At 51.2% G+C, this 19,608-nt stretch carries 17 protein-coding genes; 5 read left to right on the top strand and 12 right to left on the bottom strand.

Annotated features, from left to right (window positions below; translation table 11 throughout):
* Nucleotides 1-267 precede the first annotated feature (267 nt).
* The 10 genes from A3OI_RS0117230 to A3OI_RS0117275 all read right to left on the bottom strand — a co-directional run bounded on the left by A3OI_RS0117230 (nt 268) and on the right by A3OI_RS0117275 (nt 11,765).
* Entirely contained in the window at nt 268-1,029 is a 762-nt protein-coding gene (locus A3OI_RS0117230; protein WP_018405473.1) for a hypothetical protein, read from the bottom strand.
* 17 nt (nt 1,030-1,046) lie between these two features.
* Nucleotides 1,047-1,943 (bottom strand): ComEC/Rec2 family competence protein, encoded by an 897-nt coding sequence (locus tag A3OI_RS0117235; protein WP_018405474.1) that lies wholly within the window; start codon nt 1,941-1,943, stop codon nt 1,047-1,049.
* Nucleotides 1,944-2,102: 159 nt separating this feature from the next.
* Nucleotides 2,103-2,891, bottom strand: coding sequence for a toll/interleukin-1 receptor domain-containing protein (locus A3OI_RS0117240; protein WP_018405475.1), 789 nt, complete (start codon nt 2,889-2,891; stop codon nt 2,103-2,105).
* A gap of 16 nt (nt 2,892-2,907) precedes the next feature.
* Nucleotides 2,908-3,567 carry a pseudaminic acid biosynthesis-associated methylase gene (locus tag A3OI_RS0117245; RefSeq protein ID WP_018405476.1) on the bottom strand — a complete coding sequence of 220 codons (660 nt, stop codon included), beginning with the start codon at nt 3,565-3,567 and terminating at the stop codon, nt 2,908-2,910.
* Nucleotides 3,568-3,667: 100 nt separating this feature from the next.
* The gene (locus A3OI_RS0117250) at nt 3,668-4,393 is read right to left on the bottom strand and encodes an endonuclease NucS domain-containing protein (protein ID WP_018405477.1); all 726 of its coding nucleotides are present in this window, start codon (nt 4,391-4,393) and stop codon (nt 3,668-3,670) included.
* Between the two features lie 283 nt (nt 4,394-4,676).
* The gene (locus tag A3OI_RS0117255) at nt 4,677-5,363 is read right to left on the bottom strand and encodes a TSCPD domain-containing protein (RefSeq protein WP_018405478.1); all 687 of its coding nucleotides are present in this window, start codon (nt 5,361-5,363) and stop codon (nt 4,677-4,679) included.
* A 27-nt stretch (nt 5,364-5,390) separates the two neighbouring features.
* Nucleotides 5,391-8,717, bottom strand: coding sequence for an LAGLIDADG family homing endonuclease (locus tag A3OI_RS0117260; protein ID WP_323806888.1), 3,327 nt, complete (start codon nt 8,715-8,717; stop codon nt 5,391-5,393).
* A gap of 297 nt (nt 8,718-9,014) precedes the next feature.
* Nucleotides 9,015-9,809 (bottom strand): ABC transporter ATP-binding protein, encoded by a 795-nt coding sequence (locus A3OI_RS0117265; RefSeq protein WP_018405480.1) that lies wholly within the window; start codon nt 9,807-9,809, stop codon nt 9,015-9,017.
* Between the two features lie 9 nt (nt 9,810-9,818).
* On the bottom strand, nt 9,819-10,721 hold the full coding sequence (locus A3OI_RS0117270; RefSeq protein ID WP_018405481.1) for an ABC transporter permease: 903 nt from the start codon (nt 10,719-10,721) through the stop codon (nt 9,819-9,821).
* Between the two features lie 69 nt (nt 10,722-10,790).
* Entirely contained in the window at nt 10,791-11,765 is a 975-nt protein-coding gene (locus A3OI_RS0117275) for an ABC transporter substrate-binding protein (RefSeq protein WP_018405482.1), read from the bottom strand.
* A gap of 309 nt (nt 11,766-12,074) precedes the next feature.
* Here A3OI_RS0117275 and A3OI_RS0117280 point away from each other — a divergent pair, with 309 nt between their 5' ends.
* A complete protein-coding gene (locus A3OI_RS0117280) occupies nt 12,075-13,742 on the top strand; it encodes an AMP-binding protein (protein ID WP_018405483.1) in 1,668 nt (555 codons plus the stop codon).
* Nucleotides 13,743-13,881: 139 nt separating this feature from the next.
* Nucleotides 13,882-14,364: a thioesterase domain-containing protein gene (locus A3OI_RS0117285; protein WP_018405484.1), complete on the top strand. Its 483-nt coding sequence runs from the start codon at nt 13,882-13,884 to the stop codon at nt 14,362-14,364.
* A 32-nt stretch (nt 14,365-14,396) separates the two neighbouring features.
* Here A3OI_RS0117285 and A3OI_RS0117290 read toward each other — a convergent pair whose 3' ends face one another.
* Nucleotides 14,397-16,085, bottom strand: coding sequence for an ABC transporter permease (locus tag A3OI_RS0117290; protein ID WP_018405485.1), 1,689 nt, complete (start codon nt 16,083-16,085; stop codon nt 14,397-14,399).
* A 173-nt stretch (nt 16,086-16,258) separates the two neighbouring features.
* The gene (locus A3OI_RS0117295) at nt 16,259-17,278 is read right to left on the bottom strand and encodes a Fe(3+) ABC transporter substrate-binding protein (RefSeq protein ID WP_018405486.1); all 1,020 of its coding nucleotides are present in this window, start codon (nt 17,276-17,278) and stop codon (nt 16,259-16,261) included.
* A gap of 174 nt (nt 17,279-17,452) precedes the next feature.
* On the opposite strand from A3OI_RS0117295, the gene A3OI_RS0117300 reads away from it, so the two are divergent.
* The 3 genes from A3OI_RS0117300 (at nt 17,453) to A3OI_RS0117310 (ending at nt 19,606) form a co-directional block, all read left to right on the top strand.
* Nucleotides 17,453-17,731, top strand: coding sequence for a PilZ domain-containing protein (locus tag A3OI_RS0117300; protein WP_018405487.1), 279 nt, complete (start codon nt 17,453-17,455; stop codon nt 17,729-17,731).
* Between the two features lie 154 nt (nt 17,732-17,885).
* Nucleotides 17,886-18,836 (top strand): ABC transporter ATP-binding protein, encoded by a 951-nt coding sequence (locus tag A3OI_RS0117305; RefSeq protein WP_018405488.1) that lies wholly within the window; start codon nt 17,886-17,888, stop codon nt 18,834-18,836.
* Entirely contained in the window at nt 18,833-19,606 is a 774-nt protein-coding gene (locus tag A3OI_RS0117310) for an ABC transporter permease (RefSeq protein ID WP_018405489.1), read from the top strand. The genes A3OI_RS0117305 and A3OI_RS0117310 overlap by 4 nt, the downstream gene beginning before the upstream one ends.
* Nucleotides 19,607-19,608: the final 2 nt, after the last annotated feature.

The raw sequence follows: 19,608 nt of genomic DNA on the forward strand, positions 1-19,608 counted from the left end.
AGGTGTGCATGTGCAGTCAGCCGTTGCGTGTGGCATTACCAGCAAAGGGCCATGGCGTAGCGCTAAAACTCCAGGGATCAATCAAGCATTGTCTTTAAAATATTTGAAATCTGAGGGGCTTTATTCGTTGCGTGATGGTTGGATCAAGCTTCACTATCCTAAGTGAAACGCCCTGTGCGGACCCGCATGCAGGGTGTTGTGGGGGCTGAGGGTTAGATACCCTCGGCTACCCGATTAGAAACTTTAGAGCGACTTGCACAATGCCTGTCACTCTCTTTTGATCTGCTCACATGCGGAATACAGCCTCTTTGCATAAGCAAAAGCTCTAGTCCTTACCCACTTTTCTGTCACTAAGAAAACCCAAGCCCATAGCATCGATAAGTGAATGATGATGAGACCAACATACTCAAATGGGACTTCAGAAACCAGACTGCCAATCGTAATACTCTCAATACCTAAAAAGCTAAAATAGATAGCAAGTAAACTTCCCAAAATGGATGCTAGAGTTATGAATATACCCATTATTTTAAATGACCTAATATTTCTACTAAACCCGTAGGAAATATTCTCTTTAAATAATAAATTATACTTGGCAGTGTCCCGCGTGTGCTCCCTGAGGTAGTTTGACGCTGACGCATAAAGAGCGTCTGCCTCTGCAGGATTCAGCCTTTCATATTCATAGGTTGTTGGACTAAAGTTTTGAACAACCAATCGCAGCTTTTCCATATAGCGGGATTTTGTAAAGCTATCCAAGGTGTTGTCAAAGTGTCTCAGTATGATAGTTGTAGGCGCTCCACCCCATTTTTTAAATAGATTTTCTTGTAGTTCGTTTCCCTTTGAGGACATTTGATTCGCCGCAAAGTTGATAATACCGAAGGCAACAAGAAATGTTAGGCCAGACCCCTCCCAAGTTCTTACAGGCTCAAAAAGAACCAGCAAAGATATAAATATTGGAAAAACCAAAAATAAGGCTGGTTTGACTCTGGCGTTGAAACTATATTCATCGAAGTACTTTGACAGCTCGCTCATATTTTTTAAACACCTTGCTAAAGCGTATATTCTGTCTCAACAGTAAGACTGCCAAAGTAGTTGGGGTAGCTTGCACATCCTTCGGCATTAAGAAAATCCTTTGAGTAGTCACTTTTCGAAGAATAAAAGTGGATTTTATCTCCGACACACTCCATCGTTATATTACCTGCTCTATTCTGGGTAAGTATTTCATATCCAGTGTAATAATTAAGATGACGAGATGGAGCTTCGCCAATGACAATAACTTGAGGATCAAGCTTTTCGAGCCAAGAATTTGGTATTTTCCCCGAATTCCTGCCATGGTGTGCCGCAAAAACAACAGTTGTTTTTTCCAATTCAATATCATCCACGATATCTTCCATGAACTGAGTCTCAAGATCCCCAAGCCAAAGGAAACTCGCTCCTCCAGAAAAGCTGTACCGAACCACAGCAGAAGTATTATTGTAACTTTCACCGGCATCGCATGCCCTTAGAGCTTCCTTAAAGTGCTCATTATCCGTATCTGGCCATAAGATATTGATGCCAGCACTTCCTCTTTCATCGTCCCCCATATTCATCCACCTTCGTGAACATCCTTTATATATGTAAAATGCCTTGTCGCTATCTCTTAATTCGCAGTATCTTTTGAACGATTCGGTATCCTTATCTTTAATAGCTTGATTCTTTACGGCATAGAAGTTGTAGATTGGCAATGAGTCGTCAAGCCAGTGAATTCCACCAAAATGGTCTTCATCTGGGTGAGTGCATATAAACCGTCTTATACCTTTATCCTTACTCTCGTCTTTAAGTTCCTGGATAATTTCATCCCGGTTTTCATCAGAAAGGTCACAATCAATAATGGTAAAGTTATCACTCCCATGGCGAACGTAGAACATATCACCCGCGCCAACTGCGTAGCTTTTTATAATTGGCATAAAATTCTCCGTAAATTCTGGTAGTTTATCGAATTAAAAAAGTAGAATGCTCCGTTATTGTGCTGTTCTAACGCCCAAATAACAGGCTAAAAATTGTTGGCCAAAATAAGCGAGGCACGAGCAGTGGCCAGCTGTTTTTAGTCCTAGTTGATTTGCTTGTTATGTAACCTTTTTACCCTGAACCATAGGTATCATGTTGAACTCTCCTTGTTTTTTCTCATGCATTACACCTACTAGTTTCACTTGAGATCCATCTTTCGGTTCTAATTCCATGACAAATGGGAAGCCAGGTGCTGTGCTTCTTTCAATGCGAACGGATTGCGCATTATATTCTTGACCATCATTGAGTTTTATATTCGGTTGGAAGCCACCATATGTCATAGAGCTACTCAAACACTTAAAGTTAATTTCATTTTCCGAGTTATGAGTGAGAATTAAAAAGCTTGAAATTGCTTCTAGATAAAACTCTGCATGACATTCAACGAATGTTTTTCCATTCTCTTGAAAAGTGTAAGCACGTAAGTTTGAAAACTCTTGAGGGCCTTTTTGAAAAGTGTTTTTACCCGATGTAACGTCTACTAATTGTCTAAGAGCTATTTCAAGTCCTTGACCATATAAATCGATATATAAGGATTGCATTAAAATTGGTGGCATCATGCAATCATCAATTTTAACAGGAATTATTTTAGTTTTGCCTTGAGTAGCCTTAAAAACTGCATTTTGCCATTCAAGTTCAACCATTTTACTTTGTAAGCTATTTTTAGAAACAAAGAACAGAAAAAGTTCACAGTCCCCTAACCCTTGATTCATCTTATCTACTATTCCATCGCCCGGCTGTATAGACCAAGAATCATAAAACACTTTGTCTTGTCCAAACAATTCCATAAGTCTGATGGCAATCTGTTCAACAACTGGTTTATCGTTATAATTATGAGATAGAAATATCACGGAACATCCTTTTAGGTTACATAACGGTCAAGTGCAGCGCCTTGCTATGTGTATATTCTATTGCTTGCTCAAGCAAAAACCATGTTGTATCATCTTGTGGGAAGTTATTATCTTTATGGTAAACAAAACCGTAATCAATAAGTTTTAAGTCGGGAAATTGATCCATGATTTCACCGGCAAAATCTCTTTTAAAAAGTTTCCCTTCGTGTCCACGGTATCTCACCTCGACAGGAGATGGATTGTAATATTCGGCGATGCAAATGTATTTTCTACTGGTTTTATGCAGTAGTTCATAGGCGTTTTTTAATTCGTTTGGATTGATATGTATCAGCACTCCTTTGATTAAAACAAAATCTATTTCTCCTTCATGCTGGAAATCAAGAATTGAGGAATGGTAGACCTTGATGTTTTCAATTTCATTTAGTTGATTTACTGCCTTTTCATTTATTTCTATTGCTGAAAGCTTTGCATTGGGCAATAGGCGTTTTATTGCTTCAAGGTTGAGACCAATGTTTGCACCAAACTCAATAACACTTGAGATAGAATTTGTTGAATTTAATATTCTTGAAAACAATGCAGTATTTGAAGCGATGCTCGCTTCACCCTGGTTTCTTTCGATGTACTCGTCACCAAACTCACCTGACCAAAAATTTTCTTGCTCTGTTTTGTAGCTCATATTTACTCCATATGATTGGATTGTTGAATTTTACACATAACGCCGCGCTCTGCGGAAATTTAGGAGCGCCAGCGAGTAAAATTTCCGTAGCAGCGCCTTGTTATGCGCTTTCAAGTTCAATGCTCATTCTATATATTTTAAGCTCTATTTTGTCAGTAATTGAGCAAGCCTGCCTTAAGCTGTCCTCGATGGAGCCAGCGACAATAACACCTGATATTTTTCTTTCAGGGAATTGAGTTTCTAGTAAGCCTAGATACATAGATATTTGACCAAAGACCTTAAAGTCTGCGGCTCCGGATTTAAGCTCAACGGCTAGGAGTTCACCAGTATCATTTTTTTCTAGCAATACATCTATTCTTCGCCCGCCTATCGAGTACTCAACGCCAAGATTGGACTCTCCAAAGATTTTGTAACCCGGAAATAGTTCTGATATTTGAGCACATAGAGTTGTTTGTAAATCTCTTTCGTATGCAAAATTTGTTTGAGCTATTTCAGATTCTTTTTCGTTAGAAGAATCATCAATAATTTCAGAGTCTACTGTTGATATTTCGTGTTTATGAACAAAAAATTCTGCATACCTTGAAATGGCGGCTCGATACCGCCCATGCTGTTCATAGCCGAAAGATGAAAACCTGCCAGATTGACTATAGTCATGGGCAATCTTGCTTATCTGGGTTTGGTCAGTAATAGCGAATATATCTAGCTTTTCTCCGGTGTTTTGACTGTAATGATCTGATATTTGAGGAATACCGCGTGAATAGCTATTTGCCGCTCCAATTTCAGAGTATCCCCTTTTTATAAGCCAATTTTTAAATTGTTGTTCCATAGCTCGAACTCTTTTTACGCATAACAGCGTATTGGGCCGCGCCCTTCATTATTGAATCATCTGACATCTTCGTTTTCACCCATCACGATTACGCAGTTTCCAAGCAACTTACTCATAAAATTAGCCCAAAAACAGCCAATTACCAGCCTAACATCGTCAAACTTTGTAATATCACAACGCAATAACGAAGCTGCCACTCGATTACCAAAAATACTCGGCTGCCATCTAAAAAAGGCCCGAAGCAAAACCCCGAGCCTTTTTATCACGTCATCAATCTACCAAATCACCCACACTTACTGTCGCCACAATTCAAACAAGTCGCACAGCCATCCATCACAATCACCGCTTTGGTGCTGCACTTGCCACACGTGGTGGCGTTGGGTGGGAAGTCACCGGACGTGTCGTCGTTGGTGGCTTTGCTCTGGTTGGCTTCAAAATCAGCGCGCTTTTCAGCGAGGATGCGTTTGGTGGTTTCGCTCATTTCTTCGCTTTCCAGCAGGCCAACGGCCTTGAGGTGCTTTTCAATCACGGCGCCGATTTCGGCGACCAGTGAGGGCATGAACACGCCGCCTTTTTTGAAGTAGCCGCCGTTGGGGTCGTATACCGAACGCAGTTCTTCCACCAGGAAGGTCAGGTCGCCGCCTTTGCGGAATACCGCAGAGATGACGCGGGTGAGGGCGATGACCCACTGGAAGTGTTCCATCGACTTGGAGTTGATGAACACTTCGTAGGGCTGGCGGCTTTCGTGGTCGGTGTCTACGTTCAGCAGAATGTCATTAATCGTAATGTACATTGCGTGCTCCGCCACCGGCGGTTTGATTTTGTAGGTGGTGCCCAACAAAAATTCTGGCCGCTCGATGTATTCGTTCATCTTAACGAGCGTGCTTTCCACAGCCGGCGCAGGCTGGTTGTTTTCGTCGGCTTTGGTTACCCGATAACCGACGATTTTATTGCTGATTTTTACTGGCATGTCTGTATTCCTGTGTCGGTTTTCGGATCAATATTTTCCGTAAGTGCCTTCTTTCAGAGCATCAAACAGGTTGGCGGCGGAATGAATTTCGCCGTCGTAATCGACCTGTTCGTTACCCTTCAGTTTTACTTTGGTGCCATCGTCCAGGGTGAATTCGTAGACGGTGTTTTCTAAATCGGATTCTTTAACCAGTACGCCCTGGAAAGCTTCTGCGTTGAAGCGGAAGGTGGTGCAACCTTTCAGGCCTTTGTCGAAGGCGTACATGTAAATGTCTTTGAAGTCTTTGTAGGCGAAGTCTGTAGGCACGTTAGCGGTTTTGGAGATAGACGAATCTACCCACAACTGGGCCGCGGCCTGAATGTCTACGTGCTGGGCCGGGGTTACGTCATCCGAGGTGGTGAAGTAATCCGGCAGTTTTTTATCAGCGTCGTCCGAGAACGGCATGGCGCCCGGGTTGCTCAGGTGGCGGTAGGCCAGCAACTCGAAGGAGAACACGTCGACTTTCTCTTTGGTTTTACGGCCTTCGCGAATGATGTTGCGGGCGTAATGGTGCGAGAAGCTTGGCTCTATGCCGTTACTGGCGTTGTTGGCCAGTGACAAGCTGATAGTACCGGTGGGCGCGATGGAGGTGTGGTGGGTAAAGCGGCCGCCTTTCTCTGCCAGCTGTGCCACCAGCTCCGGTTCTACTTCAGCGATGCGCTGCATGTAGCGGCTGTACTTGGCGTGCAGCACGCGGCCTTTGAGCTTGTCGCCCAGGTTGTAGCCGTCGGCTTTCAGCTGCGGGCATTTGCCCAGCATTTTCGGGGTGATTTCGAACTCGTCGTCCATGATCGGCGCCGCGCCTTTTTCTTCGCCCAGGGCCAGGGACTGGCGCCAGCCTTCTACGGCCATTTCGCGTACGACGTCTTCGGTGAACACCACAGATTTTTCAGAACCGTAAGGCATACGCAGCATGGCGAGGGTAGAACCCAGGCCCAGAATGCCCATGCCGTGGCGGCGCTTGTCGGTAATTTCGTGGCGTTGCTGTGCCAGCGGCAGGCCGTTGATTTCCACAACGTTGTCTAGCATGCGGGTGAAGATGCCGACGACTTTTTTGTACTTTTCATAGTTGAAGCTGGCTTTGTCGGTGAACGGGTAGTCCACGAACATGGTCAGGTTTACCGAGCCCAGCAGGCAGCTGCCGTAAGGGGGCAGGGGTTGTTCGCCGCAGTTGTGGGCGTGAAAACCGTTGGCATCGAAGGTATTGATACCGGGAACCTGCACGTCGTAAACGGCTTCGACAGACGCTGTTTCTATAGCAGTAACACGGGCTACGAAGCGCTCACGATTCATTTCCCGCTTGTAGCTGGATAGTGACGTTTCAAGCTGACTCTGTTTGTCGGTGTCGGCAAAACCCACTTCATCAGCAAAGCGGCGAAGGTTCTCTCCGCTTATGATCAGTTCGTGCTGGGGCTGGGTGGGGTAAGCCTGTTGTCCGCCTTTGCCGTTCGGCAGGGTAGCGGTTGAGGCGGCGCGCCGGTCTTCGTAAATGCTGGCAACGATGCCAAGGCGTAACAGCATGCGCTGGGTTGCCTTCAATCTTTGCAGGTCAGACTGTGCCAAGCGAACACTCACGCCTTTTTGCTGGGTGCCCTGTACAGAACCGTCGGCGTCGAAAAAGCCCCGCAGGAAGCCGCGATAAGCCGCTGAAGATGCTTTTTCAAGACTTGCGGTAATAATATTATTACCCGGGCTCATGCCCACGTCGTGTGCAAGCTGTTTCAGGGCAGCGGTGCTCATGCGGTATTCGTTACGGCCGCTGACTTGCTGCCAGCCGTTAAAATCGGCACGGTGGGGCAGGCTGCGCAGGGCTGTTTCAGCCGCCTGCATGATGGCGCTGTGGCCGGTGGCTGCCGGGCCGCCGTTAACGGCGATGGCGGGTTGCCATACCGACAGAACGGCTTTGTCTTGCTTCAGAGTGCCGTCACCGACCAGCAAGCCCAGTAAATAGCCCTGGTCTTCATTCAGGGTGCCTTCCCAGTCGGCCAGCTTACGCTGATCTTGAAGGAGTACGCGGTCGCCCTGTTGTAGTTCACCAGCGGCACACCATTCGGTTTCTGTGCGATAGCGGGTGAAAGCACTCACGCGGCGCACACGGTGATCAGCTGTCAGCTTGAGTTCGTAGCCTTCTGCAGTTTTCAGCACCATCGTTTCTTTGTCGGCGGTTTTGAAGAAGCCTTCGGCGCCGGATTCGTGGGCCTGACCGTCCACCATGGCGGTGAAGGGCTTGCCAATCAACTCGCTGACCTGGCGGGGGCCTTGGCTGGTCTGAACCCAGGTGTCACTGGTCACGCACGGGTTGGTGGCACGAATGTCCTCGCAGAACCAGTTGTTGTTCATCTGGTTTACTTTGTCGATCAGGATGAAACCTGGCTCGGCGTAGTCGTAGGTGGAGGTCATGATGGTGTCCCAGATGAACTGGGCTTTCAGGGTGCGGTAAATGCGGCAGGCTATTTTGCCTTCGGCGTTCATCACGTAGTCTTTTACTACCGGGAAGTCACGGTATACAAACTGGGCCGGGTTGGTCAGGTCCAGGCCTTCTTCTTCTACTTCTTTATCGGTCACCGGGAAGGACAGGCTCCAGTCGGCGTTGTCACGTACGGCGTTGATGAAGTCTTCGGTGATCAGCAGCGACAGGTTGAACTGGCGCAGGCGGCCATCTTCACGCTTGGCCTGGATGAAGTCGATGATGTCTGGGTGGTGAATGTCAAACGTAGCCATTTGAGCGCCGCGGCGGCCACCGGCTGATGACACGGTGAAGCACATACGGTCGAAGATATCCATAAACGACAGCGGGCCGGATGTGGTGGCACCGGCGCCGGCGACGTAGGCACCGCGGGGGCGCAGGGTAGAGAATTCATAACCGATACCACAGCCGGCTTTAAGCGTTAGGCCTGCTTCGTGGTTTTTCCCCAGAATGTCGTTCATGGAGTCGTTAATGTTGCCACTAACGGTGCAGTTAATAGTAGAGGTGGCAGGCTTGTGAGCCTGTGCGCCCGCGTTGGAAATAATGCGGCCGGCAGGAATGGCGCCGTGTTTCAGGGCCCAGGCGAAGTCTTTGTAGTGTTTGGCGCGCAGGTCTTTGTTTTCGACTTCTGACAGGGCCTGGGCTACGCGCTCGTAGGTGGCCAGAATGTCTTTGTCGACGGCGTCGCCGGTTTTGGTTTTCAGCTGGTACTTGCTGTTCCAGATGTCGAGTGATGCGTCTTGCATCGGAATGGTTGTGACTAATGCCTGTGCTTTAGCGTTCATTGCCGCCCTCGAACTGTGTGTGTCGGGAAAAAAAGCGTCGCCGTGTGCGGTGCGCCATGTCATTACTTTATCAGTGCTTTTGCCAGACGCTCGTGCTGAGCGCCGGGCTGGAAACGTGTGTCTGACTACGACTGTATTTCTACAACAGATTGGTGTGTAGTCCTACATATAGGCCAGATCGACCCTTAGTATAACAGGATGTAGTGTTTTTAAAAGAAAAGCCCGGCTATGGCCCGGGCTAATATGAGGGTTAAAATCAATGGAAAAGCGCTTGCAAAATCGCAACAAACTGAAAACCAAAGGGCTTCAATGTGTTGGAGGCGGCTGTGTCTTTTCAGATTAGCGCCGTGTAACGGGGGATTAGCTCAGCAGCAGGCTGTCGTCGTCTACGGTTAGGCCGCGCTGTTGTTCAAACAGGTTGAGTAGGTCTTTTACTTCCAGCCCTTCGCGGTCTTTGCCTGCAATGTCGAACACTACTTCGCCCTGGTGCAGCATCACGGTGCGGGTGCCTACTTCCAGCGCCTGCTTCATGCTGTGGGTGACCATCAGTGCGGTGAGTTTCTGTTCAGCGATAATATTCTGGGTCAGCTCCAGCACGAAAGACGCGGTTTTTGGGTCCAGCGCAGCGGTGTGCTCGTCTAGCAGTAGAATGCTGGACGGTGTCAGGCTTGCCATCAACAGGCTAACGGCTTGGCGCTGGCCGCCAGAGAGAAGGCCCATTTTATCGGTCAGGCGGTTTTCCAGGCCCAAACCCAGCGTGGCCAGGCTGGAGCGAAAGCGTTCCAGATACTGTTTTTTCACCGCAGTGCCCAGGCCGCGGCGTTTGCCGCGTTTGATGGCCAGGGCCAGGTTTTCTTCAATCGACAAGCCTTCACAGGTTCCTGCTAAAGGGTCCTGAAATACCCGCGCTACGCGCCCGGTGCGCTTGTGGGTGGGCAGCTTGGTGACGTTGATGTTATCGACAAGAATTTTGCCACTGTCGACCAGCACTTCGCCGGCCAGGGCGTTCAAAAAAGTGGATTTTCCGGCGCCGTTACTGCCGATAACGGTGACAAATTCGCCCTGGTTGACGGTCAGGCTCATGCCACGCAGAGCCGGGTTTTCCAATGGGGTGCCTTCGCCGAAGGTCAGCCGGAGGTCTGTTGCGGTAATCATGGTGCCTCCTCAGGCCTTTCTGCGTTTGAATTTGTTCATCAGTGACACGCGGGCACCGGGCAGAACAATGGCCAGGGTGACCAGAACGGCGGTGATCAGGTTCAGGTCTTGCGCTTTCAGGCCGAGTGCATCGGCGTTCAGTGCGAAGGCGATGGCCAGGCGGTAAATGATGGCGCCGACCACGCAGGCCAGCAACGCACGAAATACGCTGGTGGGTGTAATAACCGCTTCACCGCCAATCAGCGATGCCAGGCCGATCACAATAACGCCCACGCCCATGGTGACGTCGGCTGCGCCCTGGCTTTGGGCGAACAGTGCGCCGGCCAGGCCCACCAGGCCGTTGGATACGGCCACACCCAGAACAATCATGCCACCAGTCGCGATGCCCTGGGCCCTAGCCATGCGAGCGTTAGCACCGGTGGCGCGCATGGCCAGCCCGGTTTCAGATTTCATGAAACGCCAAAGCAGAAACAGCGACACACCGATAACGAGGGTGAACAGCAACACCGGTACCTGATAATATTCAAGCCCCAGTTTGTACCAGGGCGTTAGCACGGTGTCTTCCATCAACAGTGCCACGTTGGGGCGGCCCATAATGCGCAGATTGATGGAATAGAGCGCAATCATGGTCAGAATAGACGCCAACAGGTTCAGAATTTTCAGCTTTACGTTGAGCAGGGCGGTTACGGCACCGGCGGCCATGCCGGCCAGTATCGCGGCACCGGTTGCCAGCCAAGGGTTCCAGCCGGCAATAATCAGCATGGCGGCTACGGCAGCGCCAAGGGGGAAGCTGCCGTCTACGGTTAAGTCGGGGAAGTCCAGAACACGGAATGATAGGTAGATTCCGAAGGCAACCAGGCCGTATATCAGGCCGGTTTCTAATGCGCCATAAAAGGCAATGTTACTGAGCATGAATAAGGTTCGCTGTAAAAGAAAACGGACAGGTCGGGTTGGTTACCGCCTGCCCGTGTAAGTCAGGCTTTACTTGGCGTTGGAAACCACTTTTTTGGCTTCCGCAATAATGTCATCGGCAATGGTCATGCCCATGCGTGCGGCGGCTTCGGGATTAACAAACAGGTCTAGGGTGTCCATGGTTTCTACCGGCATATCGGCGGTGTTAGCACCTTCCAGAATGCGTACCACCATGGCACCGGTCTGGCGACCGTGATTGTAATAATTGAAGCCCAGCGCAGCAACTGCTCCGCGGGAAACCGTGGCGGTGTCGGCGGCAAATACCGGAATTTTTGAGCGTTCACCCACAGAAATCACGGCTTCTGCTGCGCTGATGACGGTGTTATCGGTGGTCAGGTAGATGGCATCTGCTTTGCCCACCAGCGAACGGGATGCGCCCAGCACTTCGGAGGTTTTGGTGGCAGCGGCTTTTACCAGCACCATGTCGCGGGCTTTCATGCTTTCTTCAAGCATGTCTACCAAGGCCACGGCGTTGGCTTCACCCGGGTTGTAAACCGTGCCGATACGCTTGGCGTTTGGTACCAGGCGCTGCAGCAAATCCAGATGCTTCTCGATGGGCAGCATGTCCGATACGCCGGTGATGTTGGCGCCGGGTGCATCCAGTGATATCACCAGCTTGGCGCCAACCGGATCGGTGACCGCGGAAAATACAACCGGAATGTTGCGGGCTGCGGCCGCAACGGTTTGCGCAGACGGCGTGGCGATGGCGACGATAACAGCCGGGCTTTCACCTATAAACTTACGCGCAATCTGGGCGGCAATGCCGGTGTTGCCCTGAGCGCTTTCGTGGATGATGCGAATGTTGTCGCCGTCTACATAGCCACGCTCTGCCAGTTCATCTTTTATGCCTTCATAGACCGAGTCCAGAGCGGGATGTTCTACAATCTGGGTAATAGCAACAACAGGGAGCTCTGCGGCCTGAACAAAACTGGCAGCGGCAAGCACGGATGCACCAATTAGGGTGCGCAACATTCTCTTGGCCATACAACCATCTCCGAGTCGGTTAACTGATTTCATGTTGGTTTTTTTTGCTTTGCCTGTGCAAGGAGCGGAAGTTTACCACAGGATTTGCGCTTGCGGGGTAAGGAGCCCGGCGCGATTTTGCATCGGTCTGGCGGGCGTTACAAGGCCGGCAGGCGATTGCGGATATTGATAGCATTTTATGTTTGGCTCACATATTTCAAGACATCATACGTTGGTGTAATGTGTCATCGTGATATACAGACCAATAAGCGCTGACTGCCAAGGTTTAAAAGGCTGTTTTCCAATCGGACTGAATGAGCAGGGTATCAAATGAAAACAACGAATAAGCTACCTCTCGACTTGATTTACCATTGGGAATCCACCATCGGGGACTCCTTATACCTGACCCAGCCGATAGGAAACGGCCAGGTTGACGAGTTTACCTGGCGCCGTGCAGCCGACGAAGCCCGGCGCATGGCTGCGTATCTGAAATCGCTGGATCTGCCCGCTGGCAGCAGTATTGGGCTGATTTCGAAAAATTGTGCCCACTGGGTGATGGCAGACTGGGCAATCTGGATGTCGGGCTATGTGTCTGTGCCCATTTACCCGACGCTGAACGCGACCACGGTTGGCTACATCCTTGAACACTCCGAGTGCAAGGCCCTGTTCGTTGGCAAGCTGGACGACTGGGACATGATGAAACCCGGTGTGCCAGAAACCATGCACTGCATTTCGTTTCCTTCCAGCCCGCCCACGGACTTTGTGACCTGGAACGACATTATTCGCGACACGGCGCCGCTGGAAGGCGAGGTGAAGCGCGAAGCCGGTGAATTGGCCACGTTGGTGTATACGTCTGGTAGCACCGGCCAGCCCAAAGGCGTTATGTTGAGTTTTGCTAACATGGCATTTGCTGCTGAAGGTGCTACTCAAACTCTGGGGCTTTCATCAAACGAGCGTATGCTGTCTTATTTGCCGCTGGCACACGTGTTTGAACGCGCTTTTGTGGAGTTCGGCTCGCTGTATAACGGCTTTCAACTGTTCTTTGCTGAATTCATGGATACTTTCGTGGCCGATGTGCAACGCGCGCAGCTCACGCTCTTCCTGTCTGTGCCCCGGCTGTGGGTGAAATTCCAGCACGGCGTACTGAAGAAAATGCCGCAGAAAAAGCTCAATCTGTTGTTGAAAATTCCACTGGTCAGCGGTGTCATCAAGAAAAAGATTCTCAATGGTCTGGGGCTTGGCAAGGTGAAACTGGCGGGCAGCGGGTCTGCACCGCTTTCTAATGACGTGCTGAGCTGGTATCGCAACCTTGGGCTGGAATTGCTGGAAGGTTATGGCATGTCCGAGAACCTGGCCTATTCCCACATGAACAAACCGGGGCGCTCGCGAATCGGTTATGTTGGCGAGGCCTTGCCCGGGGTGGAAGTGCGCATCGGTGACAACGGTGAAGTTCTGGTAAAAAGCCCGGCCACTATGATGGGGTACTTTAAGGATGAAGAACGCACCCGCGAAACCATGAGCGAAGACGGCTTTTTGAAAACCGGCGACAAAGGCGAGCTGGACGAGATGGGGCGCCTGAAGCTAACTGGCCGTACCAAGGAGATGTTCAAAACCAGCAAAGGCAAGTACATTGCCCCGGCAGCTTTGGAAAACCGGTTGATGGCAAATCAAAGCATTGAGATGGTGTGTGTTTCCGGCGCCAATCAGACCAATCCGTTTGCACTGGTACTGCTCAATGAAAATTTGCGGCCGCAGATGGCAGACCCGGCGGTGCGCAAAACCGTTGAAGCAGAGCTGAATACCCTGCGCGAGCAGGTAAACCGTGCGGTGGACCCACACGAGAAACTGGCGTTCATTGCGGTGGTTACCGATGAGTGGTCGATCGAAAACAGTTTTCTAACGCCTACTCTTAAGCTTAAACGTAACGTGGTTGAAGCGGCTTACGAAAGCCAGGTTGAAGGCTGGTATGCCGAGCGTAAACCGGTGGTTTGGCACTAATCACCGGTGATTTTGTGAAAAGCCCGGCCATTGCCGGGCTTTTCTGTAAAAACCAAAGTTTATTTGTGGGTATGCCGTTATAGGGGCGTTCCTTTTTTTCAGGAACATGTTTTCAGCAGCATGTTTTCAGGAGTATGGCATGTCGCGCCTCGCGCAGTTTCAAAAGCGTATCAATCAGCAGATTCCATTAACCAAGGCTATGGGCCTGACATTGCTGGAATGGGACGGCACGGCATTGTTGTTGAGCGCTCCGCTTGCACCCAACAGTAATCACCAGGGCACGGGCTTTGGTGGCAGCCTCTACGGCGTTGGCGTATCGGCCGCCTGGAGCGTTGCTGAGCTGGCGCTGGCTGACCTTCAGTTGAAAGGCACAGTTGTGGTGCAAACGGGCACGATTGAATACAAGTCGCCGGTGGATGGGGATTTCTTTAGCGTGTGCCGTTTACCAGACGGCGAGATGCCAGACCACTTTCGGAAAAGTCTGGCTCGCCACGGCCGTGCGCGGTTGGAGCTAGCGGCCGAGATTTTTTGCGGCGTACCCACGCTGCAACCGCAGCAAGAGCCGGCGGCTGTTTTTAGGGGGCGCTTTGTGGTCTCTGACGTGCGCTCGCGATCTCGTTAACGCGCTGAAAGCCTTTTAGCGTAGAAAGGGCGTCAGTTCATGGCTCGCGAGTTGGAAATGGAGCGGCTCATCAGAATAATGGGGATAATGCCGGCCACCACGATAATCAGCGCCGGCAATGCGCTGTGGAACAGCTTTTCGTCAGATGCAAACTGGTACACGTAAGTGGCCAAGGTTTCAAAGTTGAACGGCCGCAGAATCAGCGTGGCCGGCAACTCCTTCATGCAGTCTACAAACACCACCAGCGCTGCGGTTACCAGGGTGCCCCGCAACATGGGCAGGTGAACTTTCACCAGAGTTTTGCCCGGCGTATGCCCCAAAGAGCGTGAAGCCATGTCCATACTTGGGGTGATTTTCTGCAGGGCGCTTTCCACGCTGCCGGCGGACACCGCCAAAAAACGCACGGTGTAGGCGAATATCAGTGCAAACGCTGACCCGCTAAGCAGCAGCCCGCTGCTGAAACCAAAGTAATCCCGCATCAGGCTGTCTAGCCAGTTATCAAATCCTGCCAATGGCACAATCACACCTACCGCAAGCACGGCGCCGGGCATGGCGTAGCCCAGGCTCGACAGCCGCATAAGCACCTGCATGCCACGGGTGTTATGCAGCCGGCGGCTGTAGGCCAGGGTTACGCCAATAACCAGCGTGGTGAGCGCTGCAGCGCTAGACAGGAAAAGACTGTTCAGGGTGTTTTGAATAAAATCCGGGTTCCAGCTTTCGCTGAAATATTCGATGGCGTAAGTGGCCAGAGTGGCGCCTGGAATAGCAAAGCCCAAAAAAACCGGAATACCACACACCGCCACACAGACCATCTGGCGTGGAAACGACATGGTGAAACGGCGGATAGGCTCGCGGTTGTCGCGGGCGGCGAACTGCTGTTGGCGGCGGCGGGAATAGCGCTCGAGGGTAACCAGCACCAGTACAAATATCAGCATGACGCTGGCTATCTGTGCGGCGCCGCCAAGATTGCCCAGGTTCATCCAGGTATCAAACAGGCCGGTCGTGAGGGTTTGCACGGCGAAGAAGTCGACGGTGCCAAAATCGTTGAGGGTTTCCATCATCACCAGTGACAAGCCAACGGCAATCGCCGGGCGGGCGATGGGCAGCACCACGCGGAAAAATGTACTGATAGCAGAGTGGCCAAGGCTGCGGCTAACCGCGAACAACGACGGTGACTGTTCCAAAAACGCCGCGCGGGCCAGCAGGTACACATAAGGGTAGAGCACCAAACCGATCATCAGGATGGCGCCTTCCAGGCTGCGGATTTCGGGAAACCAGTAATCCGCTGCACTGGTCCAGCCAAACACAGCGCGCAGGGCGCTTTGCACAGGCCCGGCATAGTCCAACAGGCTGGTGTACACATACGCAATAACGTAAGCCGGCACCGCGAAGGGCAGCAGCATGGCCCACTCAAAATACTTGCGGCCGGGAAACTCGCACATGGTGACGGCCCAGGCGCTGGACAGGCCAATGCCCAAGGCAAGTATGCCTACGCCCAGCATCAGTTTAAGGGTGGTTACCAGGTAGCGCGGCAGGGTGGTGCTCATCAGGTGCGGCCAGATGTTCTCGTCTGGAAAAAATGCCAGGTAAATGACGGCAAGCACAGGTAGAGCGACAATGGCGGTAATCAGTGCTGCGGCAATCAGCCAGCGTTTAGATGTGCGCTTGATGTGCAGCGGTTGGGCCGGCGCAATGTTGGCGCCGGTGGCAGCTTCAGACATGTGAATCCTTCTGATTCAGCCCGACACAAAGGCTGAAAAGCAATGAACCATTGATGAAGACTGGTTCAAAATGATGATGAAAAGGATTCCGATTCTAGACAGCTGGGGGCTGGCCTGCAAGCAAGCCGGCGGCAGGAAGTCGCTGCCGCCGGCTGTTTTTCGATCAAACGGGCTTATTCGCCGTCAAAATCTACGCGGTCGACCAGTTTTACAGCGGCGTTGCGATTGTCAGCAATTTCCTGCAATGAAATGGAGTCTGGGTGGATTTCGCCCCACTCGGCAACCATACCCACAGGCTTAACATTCGGGTTAGCCGGGTACTCTGCGTTCGCTTCGGCGTAAATGCGCTGGGCTTCTGCAGAAGACAGGAACTCCATCAATTTAATGGCGTTGTCTTTGTTCGGTGCGCTTTTGGTCAGTGCAATGCTGCTGATATTGATATGGGTGCCGCGGCCGTCGGCGTTGGGAAATACCAGACGCACTGTTTCGGCGGCTTCGCGTTCGTTTTCATCTTGCAGCATGTTGCCGTAGTAGTAGCTGTTACCAATGGCAACGTCACACACGCCGGCTGCAATGGCCTTAATCTGATCGCGATCGCCGCCCTGGGGTTTGCGTGCCAGATTGTCTTTTACGCCTGCCAGCCACTTTTCGGTGTCTGCTTCACCGTGGTGAGCAATCATCGATGAGATCAGTGCGATGTTGTAAGGGTGTTTGCCGCTGCGGGTACAAATGCGATTGTTCCATTTTTCGTCTGCCAGGTCTTCGTAGGTGGTGATTGCGCCTTCTTCAACGCGGTCTTTGGAGGTGTAGATCAAACGGCCACGGGTTGTCAGTGCGAACCACTCGCCATCTGGGTGGCGCAGGTTTTCCGGGATGTTCTTGTTCAGAATCTTGTTGTCAGTGATGCCTTGCAGCAGATTACGTTCTACCAGTTCGTCGATGCGGGAAATGTCGACGGTCATCACCACGTCGGCGGGGCTATTACGACCTTCGCGGTCCAGGCGCTCGGCCAGGCCTTGCTTGGCGAATACCACGTTGGATTCAATGCCGGTCTCTTTTTCGAACGCGTTCAGCAGAGGTTCCAGCAGGTAAGCCTGGCGGTAGGAGTAGATGTTCACTTCGCCGTCAGCAAACGCGGCCACGGGCATGGCGGTCAGGGCAATGGCAGCTGTGGCAGCAAGTTTCAATCGCATAATGGCAATCTCGGTTGAGGGAGTGTGGTTTTGTCAGGCTTGTCGAATCAATATTAACAACGCAAACCATTATCATTTGTATTACCTGGATAGTCAATACTGCCTGTCTATACTTTGAGAAATTTGGTGGTATTCTTCATAGAATCAATATCCCTCAGCCTTGGTGCAAATTCTATGACCCCAGATGACCGCCGCGAACACTTGCGTACATCCATGAGTGCGACTGTGAAAGTTGAGCATGAAACCCTGGGCAACTTTGAGTTTGGTACCCGCGACATATCTGACGGCGGCGTGTTTATTGCGATTGAAGACCAACAATTTGCCCCTCAACTTGGGGACAAAGTGACCGTTCAAGTGCAGGGCTTGCCGATGGCAGCTCCGATTTTGCACATGGTGGTGCGGCGTAAAACCCCTGAGGGTTACGGTTTACAGTTTGCCGACAGCAACCTATAGCGGTTAATATTCCCGCCCGATTAAGCCTGCCGTGCTCTTTAAGAAGCGATACGGCACGCAGTCTATAACTCGGCACGCAGTCTATAAAAAGTGACACAGTATCCAGTCACGCAGTTCCCGCATTCAGCCCCATGTTTTTCTGTCAGGAATGTCTATGGCTTACGCTCTGGAAATCCAGGGCCTGACCAAAACCTATGGCGATGGTTTTCAGGCCCTTAAAGGTATTGACCTCAAAGTGGCCAAAGGCGACTTTTTTGCGTTGCTGGGCCCCAACGGCGCCGGCAAATCCACCACCCTGGGAGTGGTGTCGTCGCTGGTGAATAAATCCGCTGGGCAGGTGCGAGTGTTTGGCCATGATCTGGACACCGAACTGTCGGCGGCCAAGCTTAACTTGGGCGTGGTGCCCCAGGAGTTTAACTTTAATCAGTTTGAAAAAGTGCTGGATATTGTGACCACTCAGGCCGGCTATTACGGTATTCCGCTAAAGCAGGCACTGATCTCTGCCGAGAAATACCTGAAACAGCTTGGGCTATGGGACAAGCGCAATACTCCGTCGCGCACGCTGTCTGGTGGCATGAAGCGGCGCCTGATGATTGCCCGCGCGCTGGTGCACGAACCGCGTCTGTTGATTCTGGACGAACCCACCGCGGGCGTGGATATTGAGCTGCGCCGTTCTATGTGGACGTTTCTGCAAGAAATGAACCGCAATGGCACCACCATTATTCTGACAACCCATTACCTGGAAGAAGCCGAAGCCCTGTGCCGCAACATCGCCATTATAGATCACGGCCAGATTCTGCGAAACACCAGCAAACGCGAGTTACTGCAGCAACTGAGCGTGGAAACCTTTGTACTGGATCTTGCCGGTGGTCATCAACAGCTGCCCCAGCTCGACGGTTATGTTCGCCGCTTTGATAAAGACGGTGCGTTGGAAGTGGATGTGCAAAAAGGGTCCGGTTTGAATCAGGTTTTTGTGCAGCTGCAACAGCAGGGCATCGAGGTAGACAGCATGCGCACCAAAGCGAACCGCCTGGAAGAGCTGTTTGTACGCATGGTTGAAGCCAACGCCGACAACAGTGACAACGACCCGAAGGCGCAGTTATGACACCGCACGCACTGTGGACTGCATTTTATACAATTCTGAGTCGTGAAATTCGCCGCTTTACCCGCATATGGGCGCAAACCCTGTTGCCGCCTGCGGTCACTATGACGCTGTACTTCGTCATTTTTGGCAATCTGATCGGTTCTCGCATCGGCCAGATGGGTGGCTTCGATTATATGCAGTTTATTGTGCCGGGCCTGATCATGATGGCGGTGATCACCAGTTCCTACGCCAATGTGGTGTCGTCATTTTTCTCAATGAAATTCCAGCACAACATTGAAGAGTTGCTGGTATCGCCGGTGCCGAACTGGGTGATTCTGACCGGTTATGTGTGTGGGGGTATGGCCCGTGGCCTGGGCATAGGCGTGATTGTGACTCTGGTATCGCTGGCGTTCACACATCTGGAATTCCATAACATATTGATGGTGGTGATCACGGTGATTTTGACCTCGGCGTTGTTTGCCCTGGGCGGCTTTATCAACGCCATGCTGGCTACCAAGTTCGACGACATCTCCATTGTGCCGACGTTCATACTGACACCGCTGACCTATCTGGGCGGCGTGTTCTACAGCATTGATCTGCTGCCGGACTTCTGGCGTGGTGTGTCTATGATCAACCCGATTCTGTACATGGTAAATGGCTTTCGCTACGGCATTCTGGGTGTGTCAGACGTGAATCCGTTTGTGTCTCTGGGCATGATTCTGCTGTTTATTGTGGTGTTGGCGGCGGTTGCATTGAACTTGTTGCGCCGTGGCAAAGGCATTCGTAACTGATT

Origin of the sequence: Marinobacter gelidimuriae, from assembly GCF_000372805.1 — a bacterium.
GTDB lineage: Bacteria > Pseudomonadota > Gammaproteobacteria > Pseudomonadales > Oleiphilaceae > Marinobacter > Marinobacter gelidimuriae.

What these genes read in the sequence shown, in the direction of transcription:
- A3OI_RS0117230 (WP_018405473.1), bottom strand. Translation starts at nt 1,029, where the DNA reads ATGAGCGAGCTGTCAAAGTACTTCGATGAATATAGTTTCAACGCCAGA.
- A3OI_RS0117235 (WP_018405474.1), bottom strand. Translation starts at nt 1,943, where the DNA reads ATGCCAATTATAAAAAGCTACGCAGTTGGCGCGGGTGATATGTTCTAC.
- A3OI_RS0117245 (WP_018405476.1), bottom strand. Translation starts at nt 3,567, where the DNA reads ATGAGCTACAAAACAGAGCAAGAAAATTTTTGGTCAGGTGAGTTTGGT.
- A3OI_RS0117250 (WP_018405477.1), bottom strand. Translation starts at nt 4,393, where the DNA reads ATGGAACAACAATTTAAAAATTGGCTTATAAAAAGGGGATACTCTGAA.
- A3OI_RS0117255 (WP_018405478.1), bottom strand. Translation starts at nt 5,363, where the DNA reads ATGCCAGTAAAAATCAGCAATAAAATCGTCGGTTATCGGGTAACCAAA.
- A3OI_RS0117260 (WP_323806888.1), bottom strand. Translation starts at nt 8,717, where the DNA reads ATGACATGGCGCACCGCACACGGCGACGCTTTTTTTCCCGACACACAC.
- A3OI_RS0117265 (WP_018405480.1), bottom strand. Translation starts at nt 9,809, where the DNA reads ATGATTACCGCAACAGACCTCCGGCTGACCTTCGGCGAAGGCACCCCA.
- A3OI_RS0117270 (WP_018405481.1), bottom strand. Translation starts at nt 10,721, where the DNA reads ATGCTCAGTAACATTGCCTTTTATGGCGCATTAGAAACCGGCCTGATA.
- A3OI_RS0117275 (WP_018405482.1), bottom strand. Translation starts at nt 11,765, where the DNA reads ATGGCCAAGAGAATGTTGCGCACCCTAATTGGTGCATCCGTGCTTGCC.
- A3OI_RS0117280 (WP_018405483.1), top strand. Translation starts at nt 12,075, where the DNA reads ATGAAAACAACGAATAAGCTACCTCTCGACTTGATTTACCATTGGGAA.
- A3OI_RS0117285 (WP_018405484.1), top strand. Translation starts at nt 13,882, where the DNA reads ATGTCGCGCCTCGCGCAGTTTCAAAAGCGTATCAATCAGCAGATTCCA.
- A3OI_RS0117290 (WP_018405485.1), bottom strand. Translation starts at nt 16,085, where the DNA reads ATGTCTGAAGCTGCCACCGGCGCCAACATTGCGCCGGCCCAACCGCTG.
- A3OI_RS0117295 (WP_018405486.1), bottom strand. Translation starts at nt 17,278, where the DNA reads ATGCGATTGAAACTTGCTGCCACAGCTGCCATTGCCCTGACCGCCATG.
- A3OI_RS0117300 (WP_018405487.1), top strand. Translation starts at nt 17,453, where the DNA reads ATGACCCCAGATGACCGCCGCGAACACTTGCGTACATCCATGAGTGCG.
- A3OI_RS0117305 (WP_018405488.1), top strand. Translation starts at nt 17,886, where the DNA reads ATGGCTTACGCTCTGGAAATCCAGGGCCTGACCAAAACCTATGGCGAT.
- A3OI_RS0117310 (WP_018405489.1), top strand. Translation starts at nt 18,833, where the DNA reads ATGACACCGCACGCACTGTGGACTGCATTTTATACAATTCTGAGTCGT.